The following is a 21,171-nucleotide window of genomic DNA, read 5'->3' as shown; positions in this document are numbered from 1 at the left end:
ATGCCGGATAAAAACACGGTCGATATCTGGCAAGGGCTTATTTCGACGGAAGAACTGCATTACCAGCGTTACTATGCTTTGTTGGACGCGGCCGAGCAGGCGCATGCCGAGAGAATCACAAAGCCTGTATTACATCGGCGTTATGTCGAAGTACATGGGCGCCTAAGACTGCTGCTGACGGATTATCTTAACGAAAACCCGGTAGCCATCCAGATTGGCAAAAGCGAGCACGGCAAGCCCTATCTGATCGATCATCCGCAACTGGCATTCAACCTGTCCCATTCAGGCTCGTACCTGATCATGGCGTTGGGTTGGAATTGCCAATTGGGCATCGATATCGAATGCTGTAAAAACAGGACCACTCTGGCCGAACTGGTCCACAAATGTTTGGCCGATGAAGAAGCCGCTTACTGGCATGCCTTGCCCGACGCCATGAAGACGCGCGAGTTTTACCGTTTCTGGACCCGCAAGGAAGCATTTGTCAAAGCGACAGGGCGGGGATTGGGCCTGGGCGTAAACCGGTGCGTCATCAATCCCGTGCATCCGGTGGAATTTTTAAGAGTTCCCGAGGAATGCGGCCCTGCTTCTGCATGGCGCGTGCGCGATCTTGATTTGGGGCAGGATCGCTGCGCCGCGCTGGTGGTAGACAATAGGGAACTGGCCCGAATCAGAGTCAATGATCTGATCGTATGAAAATGCGCCATTATGTATGGGCGTCTGTGATGCTGTTAAGTGCCTGCGCGACGCCTTCCGAGCGTTTTGCCGATGCGGCGGACACTTTGGGCTTTGAGGAACTGACGGTCAGAACCGACCGGTTCGCGCATCGTATCTATAGCCATATCAATGCCGTAAAAAACACGGACCGTAAAACGCTGCACGTTTACCTGGACGGCGACGGTACGCCCTGGCAGCAGCGCTGGATTGCAGGCGACCCGACCTCGCGCAGTCCGATCATACTGAAACTGATGGTGCAGGACAGCGAGCCGTCTATCTTGCTGGGCCGGCCCTGTTATCACGGTTTTAGCGGTACCGAGCCTTGCCACAATAAGTTTTGGACGTCGCACCGCTATTCGAAGCCGGTCGTTGAAAGCATGGCGGCGGCTTTGCAGCAATGGCTTGAAACAACTGATTTTAATGAGATCGTGCTGGTTGGCTACAGCGGCGGCGGCACATTGGCCATGCTGATCGCGCCCTATATCGATAAGATCAAAGCCATCGTGACAGTGGCGGCCAACCTCGATATCAAGGCATGGAGCGAATTTCACGGCTATCTGCCGCTCAGTGATTCGCTAAACCCGGCAGTCGGGCCCGAACTGCCGCCCATGATCAGGCAGTTCCATTTGGCCGGCGGCAAGGATGATAACGTGCCGCCGTTTATCATCGAAGCGTTCGCCAAGACCCACAGTCGCGCGCAAGCCATTATCTACAGAGATTTTGATCATCAATGCTGCTGGGCAGAGGCATGGCCTTCGATACTCGGAAAAATCCAGGCCGGAAATGTGGCGTTTAACGCAGGCGATTCCCGCTGACTGCGTCATAAATAGCCGTTTCCTGTGTAAGGCCGCCTGTGGGACCGTGCAGGATGAAAACGCCGCTGCCCGAAAAAGCCTGCACCAGTTTGCGCGCCTGTCGGATGGCGGGGCGGGTGCTGGCATTGGCGCTGGTCGATACGATAGGGCCGCCGTAGCAGGCGCATAAGCGGCGGGCAACGGGATGATCCGTGATCCTGACCGCCAGTGAATCATGGGCTCCGGTCAACCAGACAGGCACCCAGGACTGGGCCGGAATCACCCAGGTGACAGGACCGGGCCAGGTCGGCGCGATGCGCCCGATCATCGCCTGATTCAAGATTAGGTAGGGCTGCAATTGCTGTAATGAAGAAGCGATAAGAATCAGGCCCTTATCTATAGGACGCTGCTTGATGTCGAGTAAAGACAGGACCGCGTCCTCATTGAGCGGATCGCAGCCTAAACCGTAGACCGCCTCAGTCGGATAGGCGATGACTTCCCCGGCTTTGATATGGCGGACGGCATTTCTTATCTTAAAATTGGAATAATAAGCCATAGGCGATCAAAAACTGCGCCGTAGTAGGGCGCAGCGGGTATTTGAATTGGCAACCTTATTTAGGCCCCTCGGCATCGGCAGGATCGCCTTCATAAGGAGTTGCGTATTTACAGTCTTTTTGCGGGCAGACTTTTTCTGCGCCATGCCTTTTAGTGACTTTGACAGTCAGAACCGGCCAATTGCACTCAGGGCAGCTTTCCGCGATCGGCGCATTCCACAAGGCATAATCGCATTTCGGGTATTCCGAGCAGGAGTAGAAGACTTTGTTGCTTTTGGATTTGCGCTTGAGAATATTGCCTTTTTTGCATTTCGGGCATTCCACGCCCGTATCCAAAGGTTTTTCCAACGGTTCAATATGACGGCATTTGGGATAGCCGCTGCAACCGATGAATTTTCCATAGCGGCCCGATTTGATCACGAGCGGCAAGTCGCACTTGGGACAGATTCGGCCTTCTATGACTTCAGGCTCGTCAGGTGTATTGTCGTCATTCAGATTGCGCGTATAAGAGCAGGTCGGATAATTCGTGCAGCCGATGAATCGGCCGTTCCGGCCCAGCCGGATCGACAGGGCGCTGCCGCATTCAGGGCATTTTTCATCGATGGCTTCCTGCGTCACGTCTTTGCGCTGGACGCTTTCTTCTTTTTCATGAATCAGCGTATTGAAAGGATTCCAGAAAGCGTGCATCAAGGGAATCCAGTCCTTTTCGCCGCGCGAGACGGCGTCGAGCTCGTCTTCCAGATTCGCTGTAAAGTCATAGTCGACGTATTTCGTGAAATGTTCGGTCAGAAACTTGTTGACGATTCGGCCGACATCGGTCGGATGGAAACGTTTGTTCTCCAGCGTGACGTATTCCCGGTTCTGCAGCGTCGAAATGATCGACGCATAGGTCGACGGCCGGCCGATGCCGTGCTCTTCCAGCGCCTTGACCAGGCTGGCCTCGCCGTAGCGCGGCGGCGGCTCGGTGAAGTGCTGGGCGGCGATGATATCGTTCAGCGGCACGGGGCGGCCTTCTTCCAGCGGCGGCAGGTAGCTTTCTTGATCGTCCCCTTCGGTCGTGTCGTCCATGCCTTCCAAATAAACGGACATGAAGCCGGGCGTGGCGATCGTCGAGCCTGTTGCCCTGAAAACATGCTGGCCGTCGCCGCAGCTCAAATCGACCGCGACCATGTTGATGGTCGCGTGAATCATCTGGCAGGCAATGGTGCGTTTCCAGATCAGGTCATAGAGCTTGTACTGCTCATCGCTCAAATACTTCTTGATAGCATTAGGCAGATGGCGCGCAGAGGTCGGACGTATGGCTTCGTGCGCTTCCTGTGCATTCTTGGATTTGGTCTTGAACTGGCGTGGTTCCTTGGGCACGTTGCCGGCGCCGTAATTTTCCGCGATCAGTTCGCGAATTTCATCGACCGCCTCCATCGACAGGTTAACCGAGTCGGTACGCATGTAAGTGATCAGGCCGGCCGTTTCGCCGCCAATATCGATGCCTTCGTAGAGCTGCTGTGCGACCATCATCGTGCGCTTGGTCGTGAAGCCCAGCTTGCGGGCCGCTTCCTGTTGCAGCGTCGAAGTGATGAAGGGCGGCGCAGGGTTGCGTTTGCGCTGTTTCTTTTCCAGCTTGGCAACGATTAGCTGGCCGTCCGCGGCCTCGAGCAGGGCTTGGCGGGTTTGTTCCGCCTGTGTTTCATTATCGATGCTGAACTGGCTCAGCTTTTCGCCGGCAAAATGCGTCAATTTGGCCTTGAAGGCTTGGTCATGCGCAGTCAGCAAGGCATCAATGGTCCAGTATTCGCGCGATTTGAAGGCTTCGATTTCCTGCTCGCGTTCGACGATCATGCGCAAGGCCGGGCTTTGCACGCGGCCTGCCGATAAGCCGCGGCGGATTTTTTTCCATAGCAGCGGCGATAATTTAAACCCGACCAGATAATCGAGCGCGCGGCGGGCCTGCTGAGCGTTGATCAGGTTGGTGGACAGTTCCGCAGGATGGGCGATGGCGTCGGTAACGGCCCTTTTGGTGATTTCATGAAAGACGACACGGTGCACCGGCTTGTCTTTCAGCAATTTTTTTTCCTTCAGCAGCTCATAGAGATGCCAGGAGATAGCTTCGCCCTCTCTGTCCGGGTCGGTCGCAAGATATAAGGTATCAGCGGTTTTGAGCGCTTTACTGATGGTCTGGACATGGCGTTGATTGCGCTCGATGACCTCGTATTTCATGGCAAAGTCATGGCTGGGATCAACGGCGCCTTCCTTGGGGACGAGGTCGCGCACGTGTCCGTAGGAAGCTAGAACTTGGAAATCTTTACCTAAATATTTTTCTATGGTTTTGGCTTTTGCAGGCGATTCTACAATGACAAGATTTTTACTCATTTAATAATGCGAGCGAGTGGGTATTAATGTAAATAAGTCGGAACGAGGTCATAAACGATGTCCTCCATTCTTGAGAAAGCAAGTTCTTCATCCGGCTGACTTAACAATATCATCAACACGATCCATTTCAGTTTTTCCAACGATATTTCCTCATTTTCCAATGCCATGGCACGGTCGATGACAATTTCGCGGTTGGTTGAGTTCAGAATGCCGCTGTTTTCCAGAAATATGAGCAGGTTGCGGCATTCAAGATCCAGCTTTTCTTGTTCCTCGCTACAGAAAATACGGAAGGCGGGCGATGTCGTCGATTGTATAGGGCGTTGAAGGCTGAGCGATTCAAGCCAGTCGAACGCTTTATTAACCTCGACCTGCTCGAAGCCGGCTTCCATCAATTCGGTTCTGATGATATCGCTGTCTGGAAGTATTTCGATTTCATCTTCCATATAATTTTCAAATAAATACATCAGGACATCAAAAATATTTTCTTTCATAGGGTATGGTCTGTGCTGTTTATTTTATGCGTGTATAGCAACCACCAGCAGTCGCTTCTATGTATCCTTGCAGTTCCAAAACCAGTAGCATTGATGAAATCACTTCCACGGATTGCCCGGTATTTTCAACCAGCATATCGATAGAAGTTGGGCTGAACATGACGAGATTCAATAATGTTTGCTGCTCCAGGTCAAGTGTTGTTTGCACGGGCAGTGGTGCTGAAATGTCATCCCGTTGATTATATTGATGTAATTCTTCCATGATGTCCTGCGTGGTTTCGACAAGTTTTGCCCCTTCCCGAATCAGTGAATTGCAGCCCCGGGCCAGCGGATTATGGATGGACCCCGGAATCGCAAACACCTCGCGGTTCTGTTCCAAAGCCATTCGGGCCGTAATCAATGAGCCGCTTTGTTTGGCCGCTTCAACGACCAGCAAGCCCAGGCACAATCCGCTGATGATGCGGTTACGCCGGGGAAAATGGTTGGCTTTAGCCGTCGTGCCAGGCGGAAACTCTGAAACGATGGCGCCGGTATTGACGATTTCGGTGGCCAGGTCTTTGTGCCGGGCTGGGTAGACACGATCCAGACCGGTGCCTGCGACTGCGATAGTGTATCCGTGCGCATCGAGTGCGCCGCGGTGGCTGGCGGCGTCGATGCCTAAAGCCAGGCCACTGGTAATAACAAAGCCGTGCCGGCTCAGCGTTCTGGCGAAGTCTCTGGCGGTCTCCATGCCGGAAACGGATGGATTGCGGCTGCCGACCATGGCGATTTGCGGCAGTTTCAAGAGATCAGGGTTGCCGCGCACAAATAGGACGGGCGGCGGGTCGGCTATTTCTTTTAACTGGGCAGGATAATTAGGATCACAGAGGGTAAGGGCATGGTTGTTTTCCTGTTCCAGCCAGGCGAGATCATAATCGATAGCCGTCCAGTCCGGGTTTCTTATGGACTCGATTACAGCGTTCGTTAACCGTAACGTCGCAAGTCTTGACGCCGATTCCGCAAACAGCTGCCCAGGCGTATGGCTTTCGAGTATTTTGAGAAATGTCCGGCAGCCAAATCCTGGCGTACGCAAAAGCGCAAGCCAGTATTTGATGTCGTTGTCGGTTTGGCGGATGGAAATATTCAGGGGGTTTGGACTTTGTCTAATACATGAATGTTGCGTGAGGCTCTCATGACCAAGGCATAACTGATGCGTTCAAAAGGACGGAAAACCATCAGCGTGCCGGCCAGTTCGTCAGGCAATTTAACAGCGTCGTTTTGAATGGCGCTGAACGGGTCCCGGGTAATTCTGCCATTTTGATAGATATCCAGTTCATGGCCGGGCAGAAGACCGTCAACCGTGCCTTTGTCGATCACTACGACATTATAGCGTCCAATTTGAGAAACGCCATCAAGTACGCTGATTATGTTGCCTTTAATACTTTCCTCAGGCGGGCGAGGGAAATAAGTTAGAGTCAGTTCTTCTTCAGGCGTGGACATTATTCTGTCGCCCATGCGGATCTCACTGGCTACTTTGCTGATGGATAAGGTCGCAGGATCGCCTTCCTGCTGCAAAGTGGCGTCGGCAATGTATTTGGCTTCATAGCCTAAAAGCTCTCCGGTGTCGGGGCTGACATAAGGCTCTCCCTTTCTGTAGACGGTATATGACAGCGTTTCCGGTTTGAGGATTGAGCGGACATAGAGCCTGTCGCCGGTGCCCGCCAATAAATGCTCGCCGGCAAAGTCAACGACATAAGGCGCTTCATTAAGCTCTTTTTCGCTGACGACCCGTGGAGAAGTCAAAAACGGTGCTATGACATCGCTTGGAATCAATTTGATCGCTTCTTCCTGACTGGTTTCCCGGATACAGGGCGATAGTTTTCCGTCACCGGAAGCGGCAAAGTACGTGCGTCCGTCTTTAACGTCCTGTTCCTTCAGAACGCATGGCGATTGCTGCTGGGTACCGGAAAAGCCAGGTCTGGACAAGCTGAGCTGGGGCCTGCCGTTGACCATGGAGAAATAAATCGTATCGCCAGGATAAATCAGATGTGGATTCTGAATTTGGGAATTGTAGCTCCACAACTCGGGCCATTGCCAAGGATGCTTTAAAAATTTGCCGGATATATCCCACAATGTATCGCCCTTGACGACGGTGTATTGGTCGGGATGAGACGGATTTATTTGTATCTCGTCAGCCCATGCGCTTATGCTGAAAGAGAGAGCAGCTATACATCCAATAAGTGTTCGAAAAGCCATATTTGATTCCTGAAGGAGGTCTTTTTTAAGTCTGTCTGAATCCAAAGTTTAGATGAATTCATATGGAAATCTAACAAAAGCGCAATATATTGATTTTAATGAGAAAGCTAATTCGCCTTTGGTGGATCTGCAAGAAAGTGCGGCGCCTCTGCGCCGTCGCTTTATACGATTAAAGATAGCAGCATTTTGGTATATGTGAAGTTTGCCGGTTTTGAATTAAGGCTCAGGTATCTTGCGTCATTTTTAAAGAATGATGATGCCGAGCGCGGCGAAGAAAGCCAGGCATCGCCCCGGACTTGGCGGCAAGGCTCACAAGTTGGCTTTATTAAGTGAAAAATGTGAAGTAGAGGGGTTAACCGGCCGTTTATTGCGCTCACAAATCCCTGACCAGCAACGCACCATCATCGACTTGAATCGTTGCTGCCTTGCCGAATATGGGATGCGCAATGATATGAATCAGAATTCCGGTATGGCTGGTAGTGCTGATTACGATTGATGATTTTATGATATCGGCTAGCTCTTGAAGGGAAATTTTGTGGGGTTCCATGTGGACTTGCGGTTTTTTTATTTAAAGAGCTAAGATTTTTTCAGAAGCAGCTGGGGGTTGTCAAGAAGTTATAATTTATATAAATCAATAATTTATTATTTTTTGTTATAGTGAGTTATTAGGTTGGGTCTTGGCTAATTTCGTAGTCGACCGCATGGTTAATAATCAAGTGGGTGCTGTGCGGCTTCTTGCCTAATCCTTGCATCTTAATTACATGCCCAATATTTCATTGGACACGCTCCACAATTCATGACGGCGTATATTTTCCGCATGCTTTGATGTTTTTGAAGCGGAGTCTCCGACTGAATTTTCCTGAATGCCTGGTTTGTGAAATGCCGTTTTTTGCTGCATCAGTTCACCAGCGCTTAAGATGCCTATATGGAACTTTTATCCATTTCTATCCCCTTAGTCTGTCAATGGGGCATAGGGTCTTTAAAATTAGGATATCAAAGGCAAATTATGCCGTTAGTCCATTGGTAACAATGGGTTTTAGATTCTGTCCAAAATCATATAGAATTCCTATACAATTATATTTTTGTGGAGAGTTTGTTGAGTATTTTAACTATCCTCGAGTTTCCGGATGAGCGGTTGCGGAAGAAAGCCACTGTTGTCAAAACGGTCGACGATCAAATCAGAAAAATAACCGATGATATGCTTGAAACGATGTATGAATCACGCGGAGTAGGGCTGGCCGCCACTCAGGTGAACATTCATCAGCGTATTGTCGTGATTGATGTCAGTGAAGAAAAAAATGAGCCGCTATTCCTGATTAACCCCGAAATCATTGAAAAAGACGGCGTAGAGGAGTCTGAAGAAGGCTGTCTTTCTGTGCCCGGTTTTTTCGAAAAAGTAAAACGGGCCGAGCATATCAGAGTAAGAGCTCTCGGCAGGGATGGACAGCCTTTTGAGTTTGAAGCTAGGGATTTGCTGGCCGTCTGCGTACAGCATGAACTGGATCATCTGGATGGCAAGCTGTTCGTCGATTATATCTCGCCGCTAAAGCGGCAGCGCATCAAGAAAAAACTGGAAAAAATCCATAAGATGGAACACAGCTGATCATGAAGATTATTTTTGCCGGCACGCCCGAATTTGCCGTGCCTACCCTGCAGATGCTGCTGGACTCGGAGCATGAGGTTTGCGCCGTCTATACTCAGCCCGACCGTCCCGCCGGCAGAGGGCGTAAATTACAGCCGAGCCCCGTCAAGGAACTGGCTTTGAAAGCGGGCATTCCTGTTTTTCAGCCGGAGACATTGAAGACCGACGAGGATTTGCAGCAAATTGCTTCGTTTAACGCCGACCTTATGGTGGTTGTCGCCTATGGCGTGATATTGACGCAGGCTGTGCTGGATACGCCTCGCCTGGGGTGTATCAATGTGCATGGCTCGCTATTGCCGCGCTGGCGCGGGGCGGCGCCCATCCAGCGCGCCATCATGGCCGGTGATGAAAAAACCGGCGTGACAATCATGCAGATGGTGCGAAAACTCGATGCCGGCGATATGTTGCATAAAGAAGAATGCGTGATCGGGCCAAACGATACGGCCAGCGATCTGCATGACAAGCTGGCGCAGTTGGGAGCAATCGGCCTGGCTAAAGTGCTGAAGCAAATAGAAGCCGGAGCCGTGCATGCGGAAAAGCAGGATGAGGCGCTGGTGACTTATGCGGAGAAGCTGGAAAAAAGCGAAGCCGTCCTGGATTGGACGCAGCCGGCCGAACAATTGGCCAGAAAGGTTCGGGGCTTGAATGCCTGGCCTGTCGCCCAGACGCTTTGCCGGGGCGAAGTATTGCGAATCTGGCATGCCGAGGCCATCAATGCCGATACCAGTGCGGACCCCGGCAGTGTGCGATGCGTCAATAAAACAATGGATGTTGCTACCGGCAAGGGCATGTTGCGGTTGCATGAAGTGCAACTGCCGGGAGGGAAACGCATGAGTATTCAGGCTTTTCTTAATGCTCATGACGTCGATGCGCTGAAGTTGGGTTGAACAGACAGTGAATTCAAGATTGATCGCCGCCCGGGTGCTATCCCGGGTGTTGCAGGACGGGCAGTCTTTAACGGCTGCGCTGGACAGCGTTATACCTACCGTTGAGTCTGTTAAGGACAAGGCGTTTATCCAGGCACTCTGTTACGGCGTCTGCCGGTATTACCACCGGCTGGATTTCATCTTAAATCAATTGCTCGATAAGCCATTGAAGGATATCGATGTCAAATCGTTGATTTTAATCGGCTTGTATCAGCTTCAATTCATGAGGGTTAAGCCTCATGCCGCGGTATCCGAAACGGTTGCGGCCGCCCGTAAAAAGCCCTGGGCCAAGGCATTGGTTAATGCGGTGCTCAGAAACTATCTGCGGGAGCAGGACCGCCTTGACCAGCAAGCTGATCAGGAACCATCGGCCGCCTTCAGCCATCCTCGCTGGCTCATCGACAAGATTCAACAGGATTGGCCGCAGCAGGCCGCGCAACTGTTCCTGGAAAACAATCGTCAGCCACCGATGGTCCTGCGCGTCAATTTGGCGCGCATCAGCTGCGAACGTTATCTGAATCAATTGGCAGAGCGCGATATCAGCGCTGTGCCGGTCGATTTCTGTCCTTCAGCGCTGATGCTCGATAAGCCGGTTCCGGTTGACTTGCTGCCTGGCTTCGAGCAGGGGCTGGTTTCGGTACAGGATACGGCGGCGCAATTGGCGGCGCAATTGCTCGATGTTCAACCGGGGCATCGGGTGCTTGATGTTTGCGCAGCCCCGGGCGGCAAAGCTGCGCATATTCTTGAAAGCCAACCGCAATTGAAGGAATTGGTGGCTGTCGATATCGATGCGTCCCGCATGCAACGCGTCAGCGACAATTTGCAGAGACTGAAATTGGAAGCCGGCTTGCTGGTCGGCGATGCGGCAAATCCTGAAGCCTGGTGGGACGGTCAGCCGTTTGAGCGGATTTTGCTGGATGCGCCGTGTTCGGCCTTGGGCGTCATCCGCCGCCATCCCGACATTAAACTGTTGCGCAGGGCCGAGGATATTGCGCAGCTCCAGTCGCTGCAGAAAAATATTCTCGGTGCGATCTGGCCGCTTCTGGCGCCCGGCGGCATACTGCTCTATGCCACCTGTTCCGTTTTAAAGCAGGAAAATGAGCAACAGATTGAGGCCTTTTTAGCGGAGCACATCGATGCGTCACAATTGCCTATAGAGGCGGGCTGGGGGTCGGCCAGGGAATTTGGGCGGCAGATTTTTACCGGAGAGTCTGCGATGGATGGCTTTTATTATGCCCGCATCATTAAGCGATAAATTCCGGTTGTTGTTGATCTGTCTGTTTTATCTGCTGCTGTGGCCAGCATCTGTTCATGCCGATGAGTTTTCAGTCAGCATCAAAAAGGCCGAGTTGATTCTGCGGGAAAATAGCTATGTTTTATCGGCCGATATCAATTATCAGCTCAGCGATAGCGCCAAGGACGCATTGCAAAACGGAATTCCTTTGTTCTGGACTGTGCTGGTTAAGGTTCAGCAGCACCGCGATTATCTCTGGAACAAAAAGCTGCTTGATAAAGAAATACGTTATCGTATCCAGTATCATGCTTTATTGAATATGTACCGGGTCAGAGATGAAAGCAGTGATGCAGTCGATAACTTTTCCACACTGTCCGCAGCCTTGCATGCGATGTCGACAATACGCAATATCCCCATTATGGATAAGGCCGAAGTCGCTTCGGACACAGATTATAGCGTCGGCGTAAAGGTCAGGTTCGAACGCGACGCACTGCCTTTGCCGCTACGCCCGATCGCCTATATTAATCCTCAATGGTATTTATCCAGTGACTGGTATTTATGGTCCCTGAAAAAATAAAGCCGCCTGTCGGTCTTTCTGTTCTGGTTCTGTTCGGTCTCATTCTGCTGTCATTGCAGCTGATGAGTTCTGCGACTCAGGAATCTTCGCAATTGAGCGCGATGTATTCATGGCTGCTTTTGGTCAATGCCTTGGGTTCGGTCGTGCTGCTGGGGTTGGTCGGAGCCAATATTTATTCATTGACCCGGCAGTTAAAGAAGCGTGAGGCAGGTTCCAGATTAACCACGCGCATGGTCTCGCTGTTTGTGGTGCTGTCTTTGGTACCTGCCGCCATCGTGTTTTATTTTTCCATGCAGTTCCTGCATCAGGGCATAGACAGCTGGTTCAACGTGGAAATCGATAAAGCCATGGAGGATTCGCTGGAGCTGAGCCAGGCATCGCTGGATCAACGCATGCGCTGGCATTTAAGACAAACGCAACAATTAACCGACAGATTGCAAGATGCCTCGGAAAGTCTGGCTACTCTGGAAATAGAGAATCTGCGCGAGCTTTCGGAAGCGTCTGAGATGACGCTGTTTTCCCGTCAGGGCAGAATTATTGCTTCGAGCAGCATTAATCCCGGCGATATCTTGCCGAGCCTGCCGGATGAGCATATCTGGTTGCAATTAAGGCAGCATGAGGAATATGTCGCTTTAGCGCCCGTGCGTGAAGACCAATTAATGATCCGGGTTATTGTGGCTGTCAAAGCGGAAGAGCCGCAGTATCTGCAGGCCTTGTATCCGGTGCCGGTCAGAATTGCCGATTTGGCCGACTCGGTGGAATTCGCCTTTGTGCGTTACCAGGAGATGCACTTTTTAAGGGATTCACTAAAATTAAGCTTCTCTCTGGCATTGTCGCTCGTCTTGTTAATGAGTTTGCTGGCGGCTATCTGGGTGGCCTTTATCAGCATCCGTAATATTATCGCGCCGGTCAAGGAGCTGGTTAAAGGCACACAGGCAGTAGCTTCCGGGCATTATGACCAGCAGTTGCCGGTTGCTGTGCAGGATGATCTGGGTTTTTTGGTGGAGTCGTTCAATGAGATGACGCTTCGTATTGCCCGGGCTCGGGATGAAACCCGGTTGGCCGGCCTTGAAGTCGAAAATCAGCGGGCTTATCTGGAGACGATTCTGGCGAACTTGACGGCCGGTGTCATAAGTTTTGATGCGTTGTATAAAATCCGCACGGTTAATCAGGCGGCTTATAGAATTTTTCATATTCCGGTCAGTTACTTTATCGGGCAGACATTATTGGATATAGCGCACGGCTATGCCGAGCTGGCCGAGCCTCTAAAAGTCATTCAGCGCTTATTGGAGCAGGCCGATGATATCTGGCAGCATCGGATTGCCTTTTTGGGGCAAAATGGCAGGCGTGAACTGTTATGCCGGGGTACGCCTCTTTTTTCCCAGGAAGGCCGCCGGGTAGGCTCGGTTGTGGTTTTTGATGATGTAACTGATCTGATCCAGGCACAAAGGAACGCGGCCTGGGGCGAAGTGGCCAGACGATTGGCGCATGAAATCAAGAATCCCTTGACACCGATACAATTGTCGGCAGAGCGGTTGCAGCATAAACTGGCTGACAAGCTGGCTGCTACTGACGCGGATATTCTGCAGCGTTCCACGCGAACCATCGTACAGCAGGTTGAAGCGATGAAGGAAATGGTGGATGATTTCTCGGAATATGCCAAGCCTTCAAAGAAACAGACGGCGGATATTGACTTGCCAGGCTTGGTGCAGGAGGTGCTGGCGCTTTATGCGGTTCAGCCGGGCGTCAAGTTTAAAGTCGATTATGAGGCAGGCCTGCTGATGATTAAGGGCGATCCTGTCAGTATCAGGCAGGTTCTGCATAATTTGATCAAAAATGCGCTGGAAGCGATCGATGCAAAAGGCCAGATTGAAGTAAACCTGAATCGATTGCGCAAAAACAATAGCGATTTTATCGAAATTGCGCTTTATGATGACGGTCCTGGTATCAAAGAGGATCAGATTGAGAAGATTTTTGAACCCTATGTGACGACCAAGGCCAAAGGGACAGGCTTGGGCCTGGCCATTGTCAAAAAAATAGTCGAAGAACATGGCGGAGCCATATGGGTTGATACCAGCCGTAAAGCGGGGGCCGGTTTTATAATCCAATTGCCCGCTATTTAAATTTTAAAACCTCTCAACAATATGAATGCAAATACACCACGAATATTAGTCGTAGACGACGAGCCGGATATTCGCCGCCTAGTATGCGAAATTCTTGAGGATGAAGGGTATCAGGTCACTATGGCCGAAAACGCCAGCGAAGCCCGGGAGTTAAAAAAAATTAACGATCCCAATCTGATTCTTCTCGATATCTGGATGCCGGACAGCGATGGGATTACGCTGCTGAAAGAATGGGTTGTCGAAGATGAGGAGCTTTGCCCCGTAATCATGATGTCCGGACATGGCTCTGTAGAAGCTGCTGTCGAGGCAACTCGCCTGGGCGCCTACGATTTTCTTGAAAAGCCTTTGTCGATGGCAAAGCTGTTATTGATTGTTGAAAGAGCTCTGGAAGCCAGTAATCTGCAAAAAGAGAATGCAGGGCTCAAGCAGCAGCTGATCACTGATGTTGAGCCTGTGGGCAAGAGCGCCACAGTGGCAAGAACCAAGGATCAGTTAAAGCGTCTTGCGCAGCATGAGGCTCGTGTGCTGCTGGTCGGCGAGGCGGGGGTTGGTAAAGAGATGTATGCGCGCTATTTGCATAATAACAGCGCTCATCGGCATGGCCCTTTTATCGATGTGGCCGTAGGCAGCATCTCGCCGGAAAACTCAGCCGTAGAATTCTTTGGCAAAGAGGATGGCGGCAAAGTTTATCCGGGACTGCTGGAGCGGGCCCATAACGGAACACTGTTTTTAGGCGAAATCGGCGGCATGGATAAAGAAACCCAGTTAAGGCTGCTCAGTGCATTGGAGTCCAGTTCTTTTCTGCGGGTAGGCGGCAGCCAAGCAGTCCGCGTCGATGTCAGAGTGGTTGCTTCAACCCGGATTGCATTGGATGAGGAAGTCAAGGCGGGCCGCTTCCGGCAGGATTTGTATTATTTGCTTAATGAGGTTACGCTCGAGATTCCGCCGCTTCGGGAGCACAGTGAGGATGTGCCGGCATTGCTGAGTTTTTATGTCGATTATTTCGTTAATCAGGATAAGCTGCCGTTTCGCCGGTTTTCCATAGCGGCGCAGAATTTTCTGCGCAATTACAGCTGGCGCGGCAATGTGCGCGAATTGAAAAATCTGGTGCAGCGGCTCATGATTCTCGGAGTCGGGGAAGATATCGAACTGGACGAAGTCAAGCTGGCGCTGGGGTCAGTGGTCAGTGACGTTTACAATGCTTCGTCAGTCCCTGATTTTTTCAGTCTGCCGTTGAAAGAAGCCAGAGATCATTTTGAAAAAGCGTATTTGGAATACCATTTTGAAAAAAATGGCGGCAGTGTGGCAAAGTTAGCGGCCGCTGTGGGCATGGAGCGTACGCATCTTTATCGGAAACTGCATTCATTGAATATTAAATTATGAGGAACGCCGGTGATTTGTTATCATATGTTATTGATGCGTCTGAAGTAATAAATAAACTTGAAAAAATTGATGGCGTTTAGTAGAATTCTCGCTCTTTTATTGGGCCTTTAACAGAAAGACTAAGTAACGATGAAAACATTTAGTGCAAAGCCAGCAGAAGTTAAGCGCGATTGGTACGTAATTGATGCGGAAGGGAAGACGCTGGGTCGTCTTGCTTCTGAGATTGCGCGTCGTCTTCGCGGTAAACACAAACCAGAATATACGCCGCACGTTGATACCGGTGATTACATTATTGTAGTAAATGCAGAAAAAATCGGCGTTACTGGCAATAAAGAAAAAGACAAATTGTATCAGCACCATACAGGTTATATTGGTAATCTGAAAACCGTTAGTCTGGGCAAATTAAGAAAAACCTTCCCTGATCGTATTCTTACTACTGCGGTTAAAGGAATGTTACCAAACAATCCACTGGGTCGTGCAATGTTCAAGAAATTGAAAGTTTATGCAGGTCCCGAACACGATCATCAGGCTCAACAGCCAAAAGTTTTAGAATTTTAAACGGGTAGACCATGGCAGCAGCTCAGTATTATGGAACAGGCCGTCGTAAAAGTGCAGTAGCGCGCGTTTACGCAACAACAGGCACTGGAAAAATCACAATTAACAACGTCAGCATCGAAAAATATTTTGGCCGTAAAACCGACCAGATGGTTTCGCGTCAGCCGCTGGAGTGCGTCGATATGGAAGCCAAATTCGACGTTAACGTGATTGTTAAAGGCGGAGGTCCTTCTGGTCAGGCTGGTGCCATTCGTCACGGTCTGACACGTGCATTGATGGAATATGATGAAGCATTACGTTCACCGCTTAGAAAAGCCGGGTTCGTTACACGTGATTCACGTGTGGTAGAACGTAAAAAAGTGGGTCTCCACAAAGCTAGAAAACGTCCACAATACTCCAAACGTTAATTATTTATGTATAACTAAGGTTATACATACAACTAAAAAAGGGTCGCATTCGTCTCAGAGTGCCGCCCTTTTTTTATGAGTTTTAGGAATCTCCTGCTCAGGAGGTCATATGAAAATATCTATTGTTGTTCCTGTTCATAATGAAGCCGATAATATTCTCTCGTTGACTGAAGAAATCGTTAAGGCGATGAGTCAGGCGCAAGCTTATGAAATTATTTATGTTGATGACGGCAGCAACGATGATACTGCGGCTGTTTTACAGCATGCGCTTCAACAGGTTGCGGCGCTGAGAGTCATTCGTCACGAGCAAAGCTGCGGGCAGAGCACGGCGATTCATACAGGAGTCAAGGCTGCAAATTATCCCTATATAGCAACTTTGGATGGTGATGGTCAGAATGACCCTGCCGATATTCCCCGCTTGTATGAAGTATTTATGCGACAAAACAAAAACCTGAACCACTTATGGATGGTGGCGGGATGGCGTAATAAACGCCATGATTCTGCCTGGCGGCTATTTTCATCTAAAGTGGCTAATACAGTGCGCTCCCGGTTGCTGGGAGATAATACGCCTGATACAGGATGCGGGCTAAAAGTGTTTTTAAGGGACAAATTTCTTGAATTGCCTTATTTCGATCATATGCATCGTTTTTTGCCGGCTTTAATTTTAAGAGCCGGAGGGCAGGTAATCTCTGAACCTGTCAATCACCGCCCCAGAATGGCGGGGTATTCTAAATATGGCACTTTGGACCGGCTTTGGGTAGGAATTACCGATTTGTTGGGCGTTATATGGTTGAAGCAACGGGCAAAACTGCCAATAATCAAGGAAATTTGAAATGGACACCGAGAATATTTGGCTAGTTATCGGTTTTTTGGGGCAGGGGTTATTTTCGGCTCGCTTTATCGTGCAATGGCTTAAAAGCGAGCGCGAGAAGAAAAGTGTGTTTCCTATAGCGTTCTGGTATTTCAGTATCGCCGGTGGAGTTACGCTTTTTGCTTATGCGGTGCATCGACAGGATCCTGTTTTCATTGTGGGTCAATTAACCGGTTTGTTCATTTATCTGCGAAATCTGTATTTTGTTATTTACGAACACAAGAATCTGAAAGTCGAATAAGCTTTTTCTCATTTTTTACTGCCAATGTATCAATTCTTGCCTGCCCGATTTTGGATTTTTTTTCTTTGGGGGGGCTTAATCGCGGTTAATCTCTCTACGCGCCCATTAATCCCGGTCGATGAAACCCGTTATGCCGCTGTTGCCTGGGAAATGTGGGTCAGGGGAGATTTTCTCGTTCCTTATCTAAACGGTGACAGCTATAGTCATAAACCACCGTTGTTATTCTGGCTGATGCAACTCAGTTGGCTGGTATTGGGCGTCAACGATTGGTCATTGCGGCTTATCGGGCCGCTATTCTCGCTGGCATCCTTGTTCTTGTCCCGTGACATTGCCCGGACTTTATGGCCGGATAGAAAGCAAATCGAAGCGCTAGCGCCTTTGATCTTGCTGGGATGCTTTTTCTGGATTGTCTTCAGTACGTTGACGATGTTCGATATGATGCTGGCTTTCTTTGCATTGCTGGGCATCTATAGCCTGTTGAAACTCGCTTATTCGGACTTATCTTTTAAGTATTTGCTGTTGCTTGGATTGGCGATAGGGGCGGGCGTCTTAACAAAAGGTCCGGTGATTTTGCTGCATTTATTGCCTGTTGCATTATTAGCGCCATGGTGGCTCCAGACTGCCGGGTTTTGCTGGCGGCATTGGTATTATCATATTGGCGTCGCTGTTTTAATAGGCGCAGGTATGGCCTTGTGCTGGGCGATACCTGCCGGCATGGCTGGCGGTGATGCTTACAGAAAGGCAATTTTTTTAGGGCAGACCAGCGGTCGCCTGATCGAGTCTTTTGCCCATCGGCTGCCTTGGTGGTGGTATTTGGAAATATTGCCGTTATTGTTGTTGCCGTGGTTGCTTTGGAAACCCGTATGGACAGGGCTCAGGAAGCTGAATTTTAATGATGTCGGCATACGTTTTTGTCTGGCCTGGGCAGTACCGGTTTTTATCGCTTTTTCGCTGGTCAGCGGCAAGCGCATCCATTATTTATTGCCTTTGCTGCCTGCTTTGGCGTTGATATTGGCGCGGGCTGCCGATGAAATAACCGATCAAATTTGCTGGAAGCGGGCTCATCTTGCTGTTGTGGGAATATTTGCCTTATTGGGCATGATTATGACGGCTGTGCCAGCCTTGAATGATCATTATCAGTGGCGCGCTGAGCTATCGTTAATTTCGCCAGTATGGGGCGTTTTGCTATTGGCGATTTCCATTGCTATAGGACTGGCCAAGGCCAAGGATGCGCCGGATTCCGCCTTTTATCTCTGCATAGCATCGCTTGTGGCGTCATTGGCGATTTCATGCGCTTTTTTTGAGATTAAAGCAGACCATTACGATACCAAAGCGGCGGCTCAAGAAATTGCCAGCTTAATGGACGAGAACAGAGCCATTTCTTTTTATGGCAGCAAATACCACGGTCAATATCATTTTGCCGGACGGCTCAAACAGCCGATTGCGGTAATGATGGATTTCAATGGTCTGTATGACTGGGCCAAGCGTCATCAGGATGGTTACATTATTGTCACTTATAAGGATGCGGACGCATTGCCCGAGTCAATTATCAGCTATCATTATCCTTATAAAAGCCAGAATATAGGCTTGCTTTCATGCAAGACGCTTCTTGAAAACCCCAGTCTTGGCTCTGTGCTGAAACCCTCATAACGTCATTTGTAATAACGCACTGCTTGTAAACGATTTCTGGCGCACAGCCGGCGCTTTAGCTAAAGCGCCGGCTAGCAAGGTTACTTCCAGATGCTGACGATATTGGTAAAATCATCCGTCCACGGCTTCACGTCAAAATACAACGGCAATTTCTGCCAATGGCCAAGGCGGCTTAGGCGCAGTGGTTCCAGCGTTTCAGCGCGATTTGCCATAACCACCCAATCTGTCGCCACGACCAGCGGAATTTCTTGTTGCGGTTTGAATTCCTGAATCATAGCCGCTAAATGCAACTGTCTGGCATGATCGGATAATACTTTCTTAAGCGCCAGATGACGATTGGTTATGTGAAATGCCAGGATGCCGTCTGGCTTCAGTTTCTTGAAATAAAGCTTCAGGGCTTCCTGAGTCAGCAGATGCGTTGGCACCGAGTCCGAGCTGAACGCATCCATGACCAGCAAATCGAATTTCTTATCAGGGTCTTTTTCCAGCGACAGGCGGGCATCGCCTATGCGCATGGCTGCATTATGGCTGCATAGCTTAAGATAACTGAAATAGGCCGGATTACTTGCGACTTCGACTACCAGCGGATCAATTTCGTACAAGGTCCACTCCTGTTGCTGCTTGGCATAGCAGGTCAAAGCACCAGCGCCAAGGCCTACGACACCGATGTGCCAGTTCTGATCGGCATTATCGTATTCTTTAAACAGCTGGCCCATAGGCCCTGGGCGGCTGTAATAAGTCAGCGGCGTTTGAATGTGGGCTGCCGTCAGGCGTTGCGCTCCGTGTTTGGTCGTGCCGTGGAAGAGCTCATGGTATTTTTCCGGATGATTTTGCTCATCGGCTAACACGCTCTCTCTCACCGAAAGGACGCCAAAAAAGCTGCGCTCCTGATAAAGCGTGTTGGACAGCAGTCCATGCAGGCCCTGTGTAAAGAAGATAAGCGTGCCGGTAAGCAAGGCAAGCGTAATCGGCTGTTGTCGGAAGGCATAAGTCAAGCCGGCTATTAAAATCAGGCCGACACCGATCGTATCGAGATATTGAGGCAGATTATCGCTGCTGGAGTAAATAAGCAGGCCAATGATGACAAGCGTTGCCGGCAATATCAATTGCGCCGCCCAAGCCATTTTATATTTGCCTATTGATGATTTCAGGCCAGGGCGCAGCAATAATGCCGCAACTATCATGATCGGGTATTCGTAGACGCCATTAAAGACAAACGGCGCCACGAAAGTATTGAACATGCCGCCCAGCATGCCCGCAAATGACATGATCAGGTAAAAGGTTGTTAAATGACGGGTATGGGGCCTGCTTTTAGCCAGTTCGCCATGGCAGACCATGACGGCCAGAAAAAAAGCCAGCAGGTGCAGCATCAGATCCATCCAATAGGGCAGAACTGCCGGATTAATGAACGAGTAAGCAATAAACGGCAGCAGTACAATAGGCTGCAGCCTGACCATTAATGGATGAATGACAGGATTCCATTTGGAAAAAACAATAATAAAGGACAAGAGATACAACGTTAACGGAATGATCCACAGCAGCGGCACCGAGGCGATATCGGTGCTGATGAAATTGGTCAAACCCAGCAGCAGGCTGGAGGGGACAAAGGCCAACGCCAGCCAGTGCAGTTGAGTGTAAGGGCTCAGCTCATTGCTTTCCAGCAGGTTTTCTTGCGAAGTCTCGGCTTGTAGCCGGGTTTTCCATAAAATAAATGCGCAACCGGCGATCAGCAAGCAAAGCAGCAGGTAGCCGATGCTCCAGTAGGTTTTCTGGTCAGCCAGCCCTATGTTTGGTTCTAAAATAAAGGGATAGCTCAGTAGGGCTATCAGGCTGCCAGCATTACTGGCTGCATAGAGATAATAAGGATCATGACTGGTGTGATGGCCGACATTGGAAAACCATTTTTGAATCAAGGGCGCGGTGGTCGAAACCACAAAAAAGGGCAGGCCGATAGCCAAAAGCAAGGTCCAGAACAGCCAGAAGGTCGGGTCGCTGTCTGTCGGCGGAGCCGTGTTTTCAGGCAATGCCAGTGGCAGGGCCAGAAAGCTGATCAGCATCACGCCTGCGTGTATTAGAATTTGCCGGTGCTGGCTTTGGCGCGTCGAAATATAGTGGGCGTACAGATACCCGAGAAACAAAATGCTTTGATAAAACACCATGCAGGTGTTCCAGACTGCCGGAGAGCCTCCCAGTAAAGGTAATAAAATTTTTCCGAACATGGGTTGCAGAACGAACATCAGCGAGGCGCTGGTAAATAATGTCGCTGCAAACAAGAATATCAGAGATAGATTTCGGTCTGTTTTTGCTTCTGAATGGTTACGCATTTCTTAAATCGCCCTTTGGGCTTATTGTTATAAAATGCGCTAATGATAAAGCATTTAGCTTTGCTCAGGGATAAGAAAAGGCA

At 50.0% G+C, this 21,171-nt stretch carries 20 protein-coding genes; 14 read left to right on the top strand and 6 right to left on the bottom strand.

What is annotated here, in order from left to right:
• The gene (locus IT781_RS08515) at window positions 1-693 is read left to right on the top strand and encodes a 4'-phosphopantetheinyl transferase superfamily protein (RefSeq protein ID WP_194969722.1); all 693 of its coding nucleotides are present in this window, start codon (window positions 1-3) and stop codon (window positions 691-693) included.
• A complete protein-coding gene (locus IT781_RS08510; protein ID WP_228779016.1) occupies window positions 690-1,529 on the top strand; it encodes an alpha/beta fold hydrolase in 840 nt (279 codons plus the stop codon). Before IT781_RS08515 ends, IT781_RS08510 begins: the two co-directional genes overlap by 4 nt.
• On the opposite strand, the gene IT781_RS08505 is transcribed toward IT781_RS08510, so the two are convergent.
• The 5 genes from IT781_RS08505 to IT781_RS08485 are packed head-to-tail and all read right to left on the bottom strand — an operon-like array spanning window position 1,507 to window position 7,155.
• The gene (locus IT781_RS08505) at window positions 1,507-2,064 is read right to left on the bottom strand and encodes an L-threonylcarbamoyladenylate synthase (RefSeq protein WP_194969721.1); all 558 of its coding nucleotides are present in this window, start codon (window positions 2,062-2,064) and stop codon (window positions 1,507-1,509) included. The genes IT781_RS08510 and IT781_RS08505 overlap by 23 nt on opposite strands.
• Window positions 2,065-2,119: 55 nt before the next feature.
• Entirely contained in the window at window positions 2,120-4,429 is a 2,310-nt protein-coding gene (gene topA, locus IT781_RS08500) for a type I DNA topoisomerase (protein ID WP_194969720.1), read from the bottom strand.
• A 23-nt stretch (window positions 4,430-4,452) separates the two neighbouring features.
• Complete coding sequence (locus IT781_RS08495; protein WP_194969719.1) at window positions 4,453-4,920, bottom strand: DUF494 family protein; 468 nt, start codon at window positions 4,918-4,920, stop codon at window positions 4,453-4,455.
• Between the two features lie 19 nt (window positions 4,921-4,939).
• Window positions 4,940-5,992: a DNA-processing protein DprA gene (dprA, locus tag IT781_RS08490; RefSeq protein ID WP_194969718.1), complete on the bottom strand. Its 1,053-nt coding sequence runs from the start codon at window positions 5,990-5,992 to the stop codon at window positions 4,940-4,942.
• Window positions 5,993-6,042: 50 nt separating this feature from the next.
• Complete coding sequence (locus IT781_RS08485; protein WP_194969717.1) at window positions 6,043-7,155, bottom strand: LysM peptidoglycan-binding domain-containing protein; 1,113 nt, start codon at window positions 7,153-7,155, stop codon at window positions 6,043-6,045.
• A gap of 250 nt (window positions 7,156-7,405) precedes the next feature.
• Between IT781_RS08485 and IT781_RS08480 the strand changes: the two genes are divergently transcribed.
• The 12 genes from IT781_RS08480 to IT781_RS08425 all read left to right on the top strand — a co-directional run bounded on the left by IT781_RS08480 (window position 7,406) and on the right by IT781_RS08425 (window position 18,764).
• Window positions 7,406-7,651 carry a hypothetical protein gene (locus IT781_RS08480; RefSeq protein ID WP_194969716.1) on the top strand — a complete coding sequence of 82 codons (246 nt, stop codon included), beginning with the start codon at window positions 7,406-7,408 and terminating at the stop codon, window positions 7,649-7,651.
• Window positions 7,652-8,251: 600 nt separating this feature from the next.
• The gene (def, locus tag IT781_RS08475) at window positions 8,252-8,758 is read left to right on the top strand and encodes a peptide deformylase (protein ID WP_194969715.1); all 507 of its coding nucleotides are present in this window, start codon (window positions 8,252-8,254) and stop codon (window positions 8,756-8,758) included.
• 2 nt (window positions 8,759-8,760) lie between these two features.
• Entirely contained in the window at window positions 8,761-9,684 is a 924-nt protein-coding gene (gene fmt / locus IT781_RS08470) for a methionyl-tRNA formyltransferase (RefSeq protein ID WP_194969714.1), read from the top strand.
• 7 nt (window positions 9,685-9,691) lie between these two features.
• Window positions 9,692-10,978, top strand: a complete 1,287-nt coding sequence (gene rsmB / locus IT781_RS08465; protein WP_194969713.1) for a 16S rRNA (cytosine(967)-C(5))-methyltransferase RsmB — start codon at window positions 9,692-9,694, stop codon at window positions 10,976-10,978.
• Window positions 10,956-11,534: a DUF4390 domain-containing protein gene (locus IT781_RS08460; RefSeq protein ID WP_194969712.1), complete on the top strand. Its 579-nt coding sequence runs from the start codon at window positions 10,956-10,958 to the stop codon at window positions 11,532-11,534. The genes rsmB and IT781_RS08460 overlap by 23 nt, the downstream gene beginning before the upstream one ends.
• Window positions 11,516-13,657, top strand: coding sequence for an ATP-binding protein (locus IT781_RS08455; protein ID WP_194969711.1), 2,142 nt, complete (start codon window positions 11,516-11,518; stop codon window positions 13,655-13,657). Before IT781_RS08460 ends, IT781_RS08455 begins: the two co-directional genes overlap by 19 nt.
• A gap of 21 nt (window positions 13,658-13,678) precedes the next feature.
• Window positions 13,679-15,040, top strand: a complete 1,362-nt coding sequence (locus IT781_RS08450) for a sigma-54 dependent transcriptional regulator (protein ID WP_194969710.1) — start codon at window positions 13,679-13,681, stop codon at window positions 15,038-15,040.
• A gap of 129 nt (window positions 15,041-15,169) precedes the next feature.
• Window positions 15,170-15,598: a 50S ribosomal protein L13 gene (gene rplM, locus IT781_RS08445; protein ID WP_194969709.1), complete on the top strand. Its 429-nt coding sequence runs from the start codon at window positions 15,170-15,172 to the stop codon at window positions 15,596-15,598.
• Window positions 15,599-15,609: 11 nt separating this feature from the next.
• Window positions 15,610-16,002, top strand: coding sequence for a 30S ribosomal protein S9 (gene rpsI / locus IT781_RS08440; protein ID WP_194969708.1), 393 nt, complete (start codon window positions 15,610-15,612; stop codon window positions 16,000-16,002).
• 109 nt (window positions 16,003-16,111) lie between these two features.
• Window positions 16,112-16,834, top strand: coding sequence for a glycosyltransferase family 2 protein (locus tag IT781_RS08435; RefSeq protein WP_194969707.1), 723 nt, complete (start codon window positions 16,112-16,114; stop codon window positions 16,832-16,834).
• Between the two features lies 1 nt (window position 16,835).
• A complete protein-coding gene (locus IT781_RS08430) occupies window positions 16,836-17,114 on the top strand; it encodes a lipid-A-disaccharide synthase N-terminal domain-containing protein (protein WP_194969706.1) in 279 nt (92 codons plus the stop codon).
• Window positions 17,115-17,150: 36 nt separating this feature from the next.
• Window positions 17,151-18,764: a glycosyltransferase family 39 protein gene (locus IT781_RS08425; protein ID WP_228779015.1), complete on the top strand. Its 1,614-nt coding sequence runs from the start codon at window positions 17,151-17,153 to the stop codon at window positions 18,762-18,764.
• Between the two features lie 80 nt (window positions 18,765-18,844).
• On the opposite strand, the gene IT781_RS08420 is transcribed toward IT781_RS08425, so the two are convergent.
• Window positions 18,845-21,088, bottom strand: coding sequence for a fused MFS/spermidine synthase (locus IT781_RS08420; protein ID WP_194969704.1), 2,244 nt, complete (start codon window positions 21,086-21,088; stop codon window positions 18,845-18,847).
• Between the last annotated feature and the right edge of the window lie 83 nt (window positions 21,089-21,171).

Origin of the sequence: Methylobacter sp. BlB1 (genome assembly GCF_015476545.1) — a bacterium.
GTDB lineage: Bacteria > Pseudomonadota > Gammaproteobacteria > Methylococcales > Methylomonadaceae > Methylobacter.
This window is presented reverse-complemented; position numbering and strand designations above follow the sequence as displayed.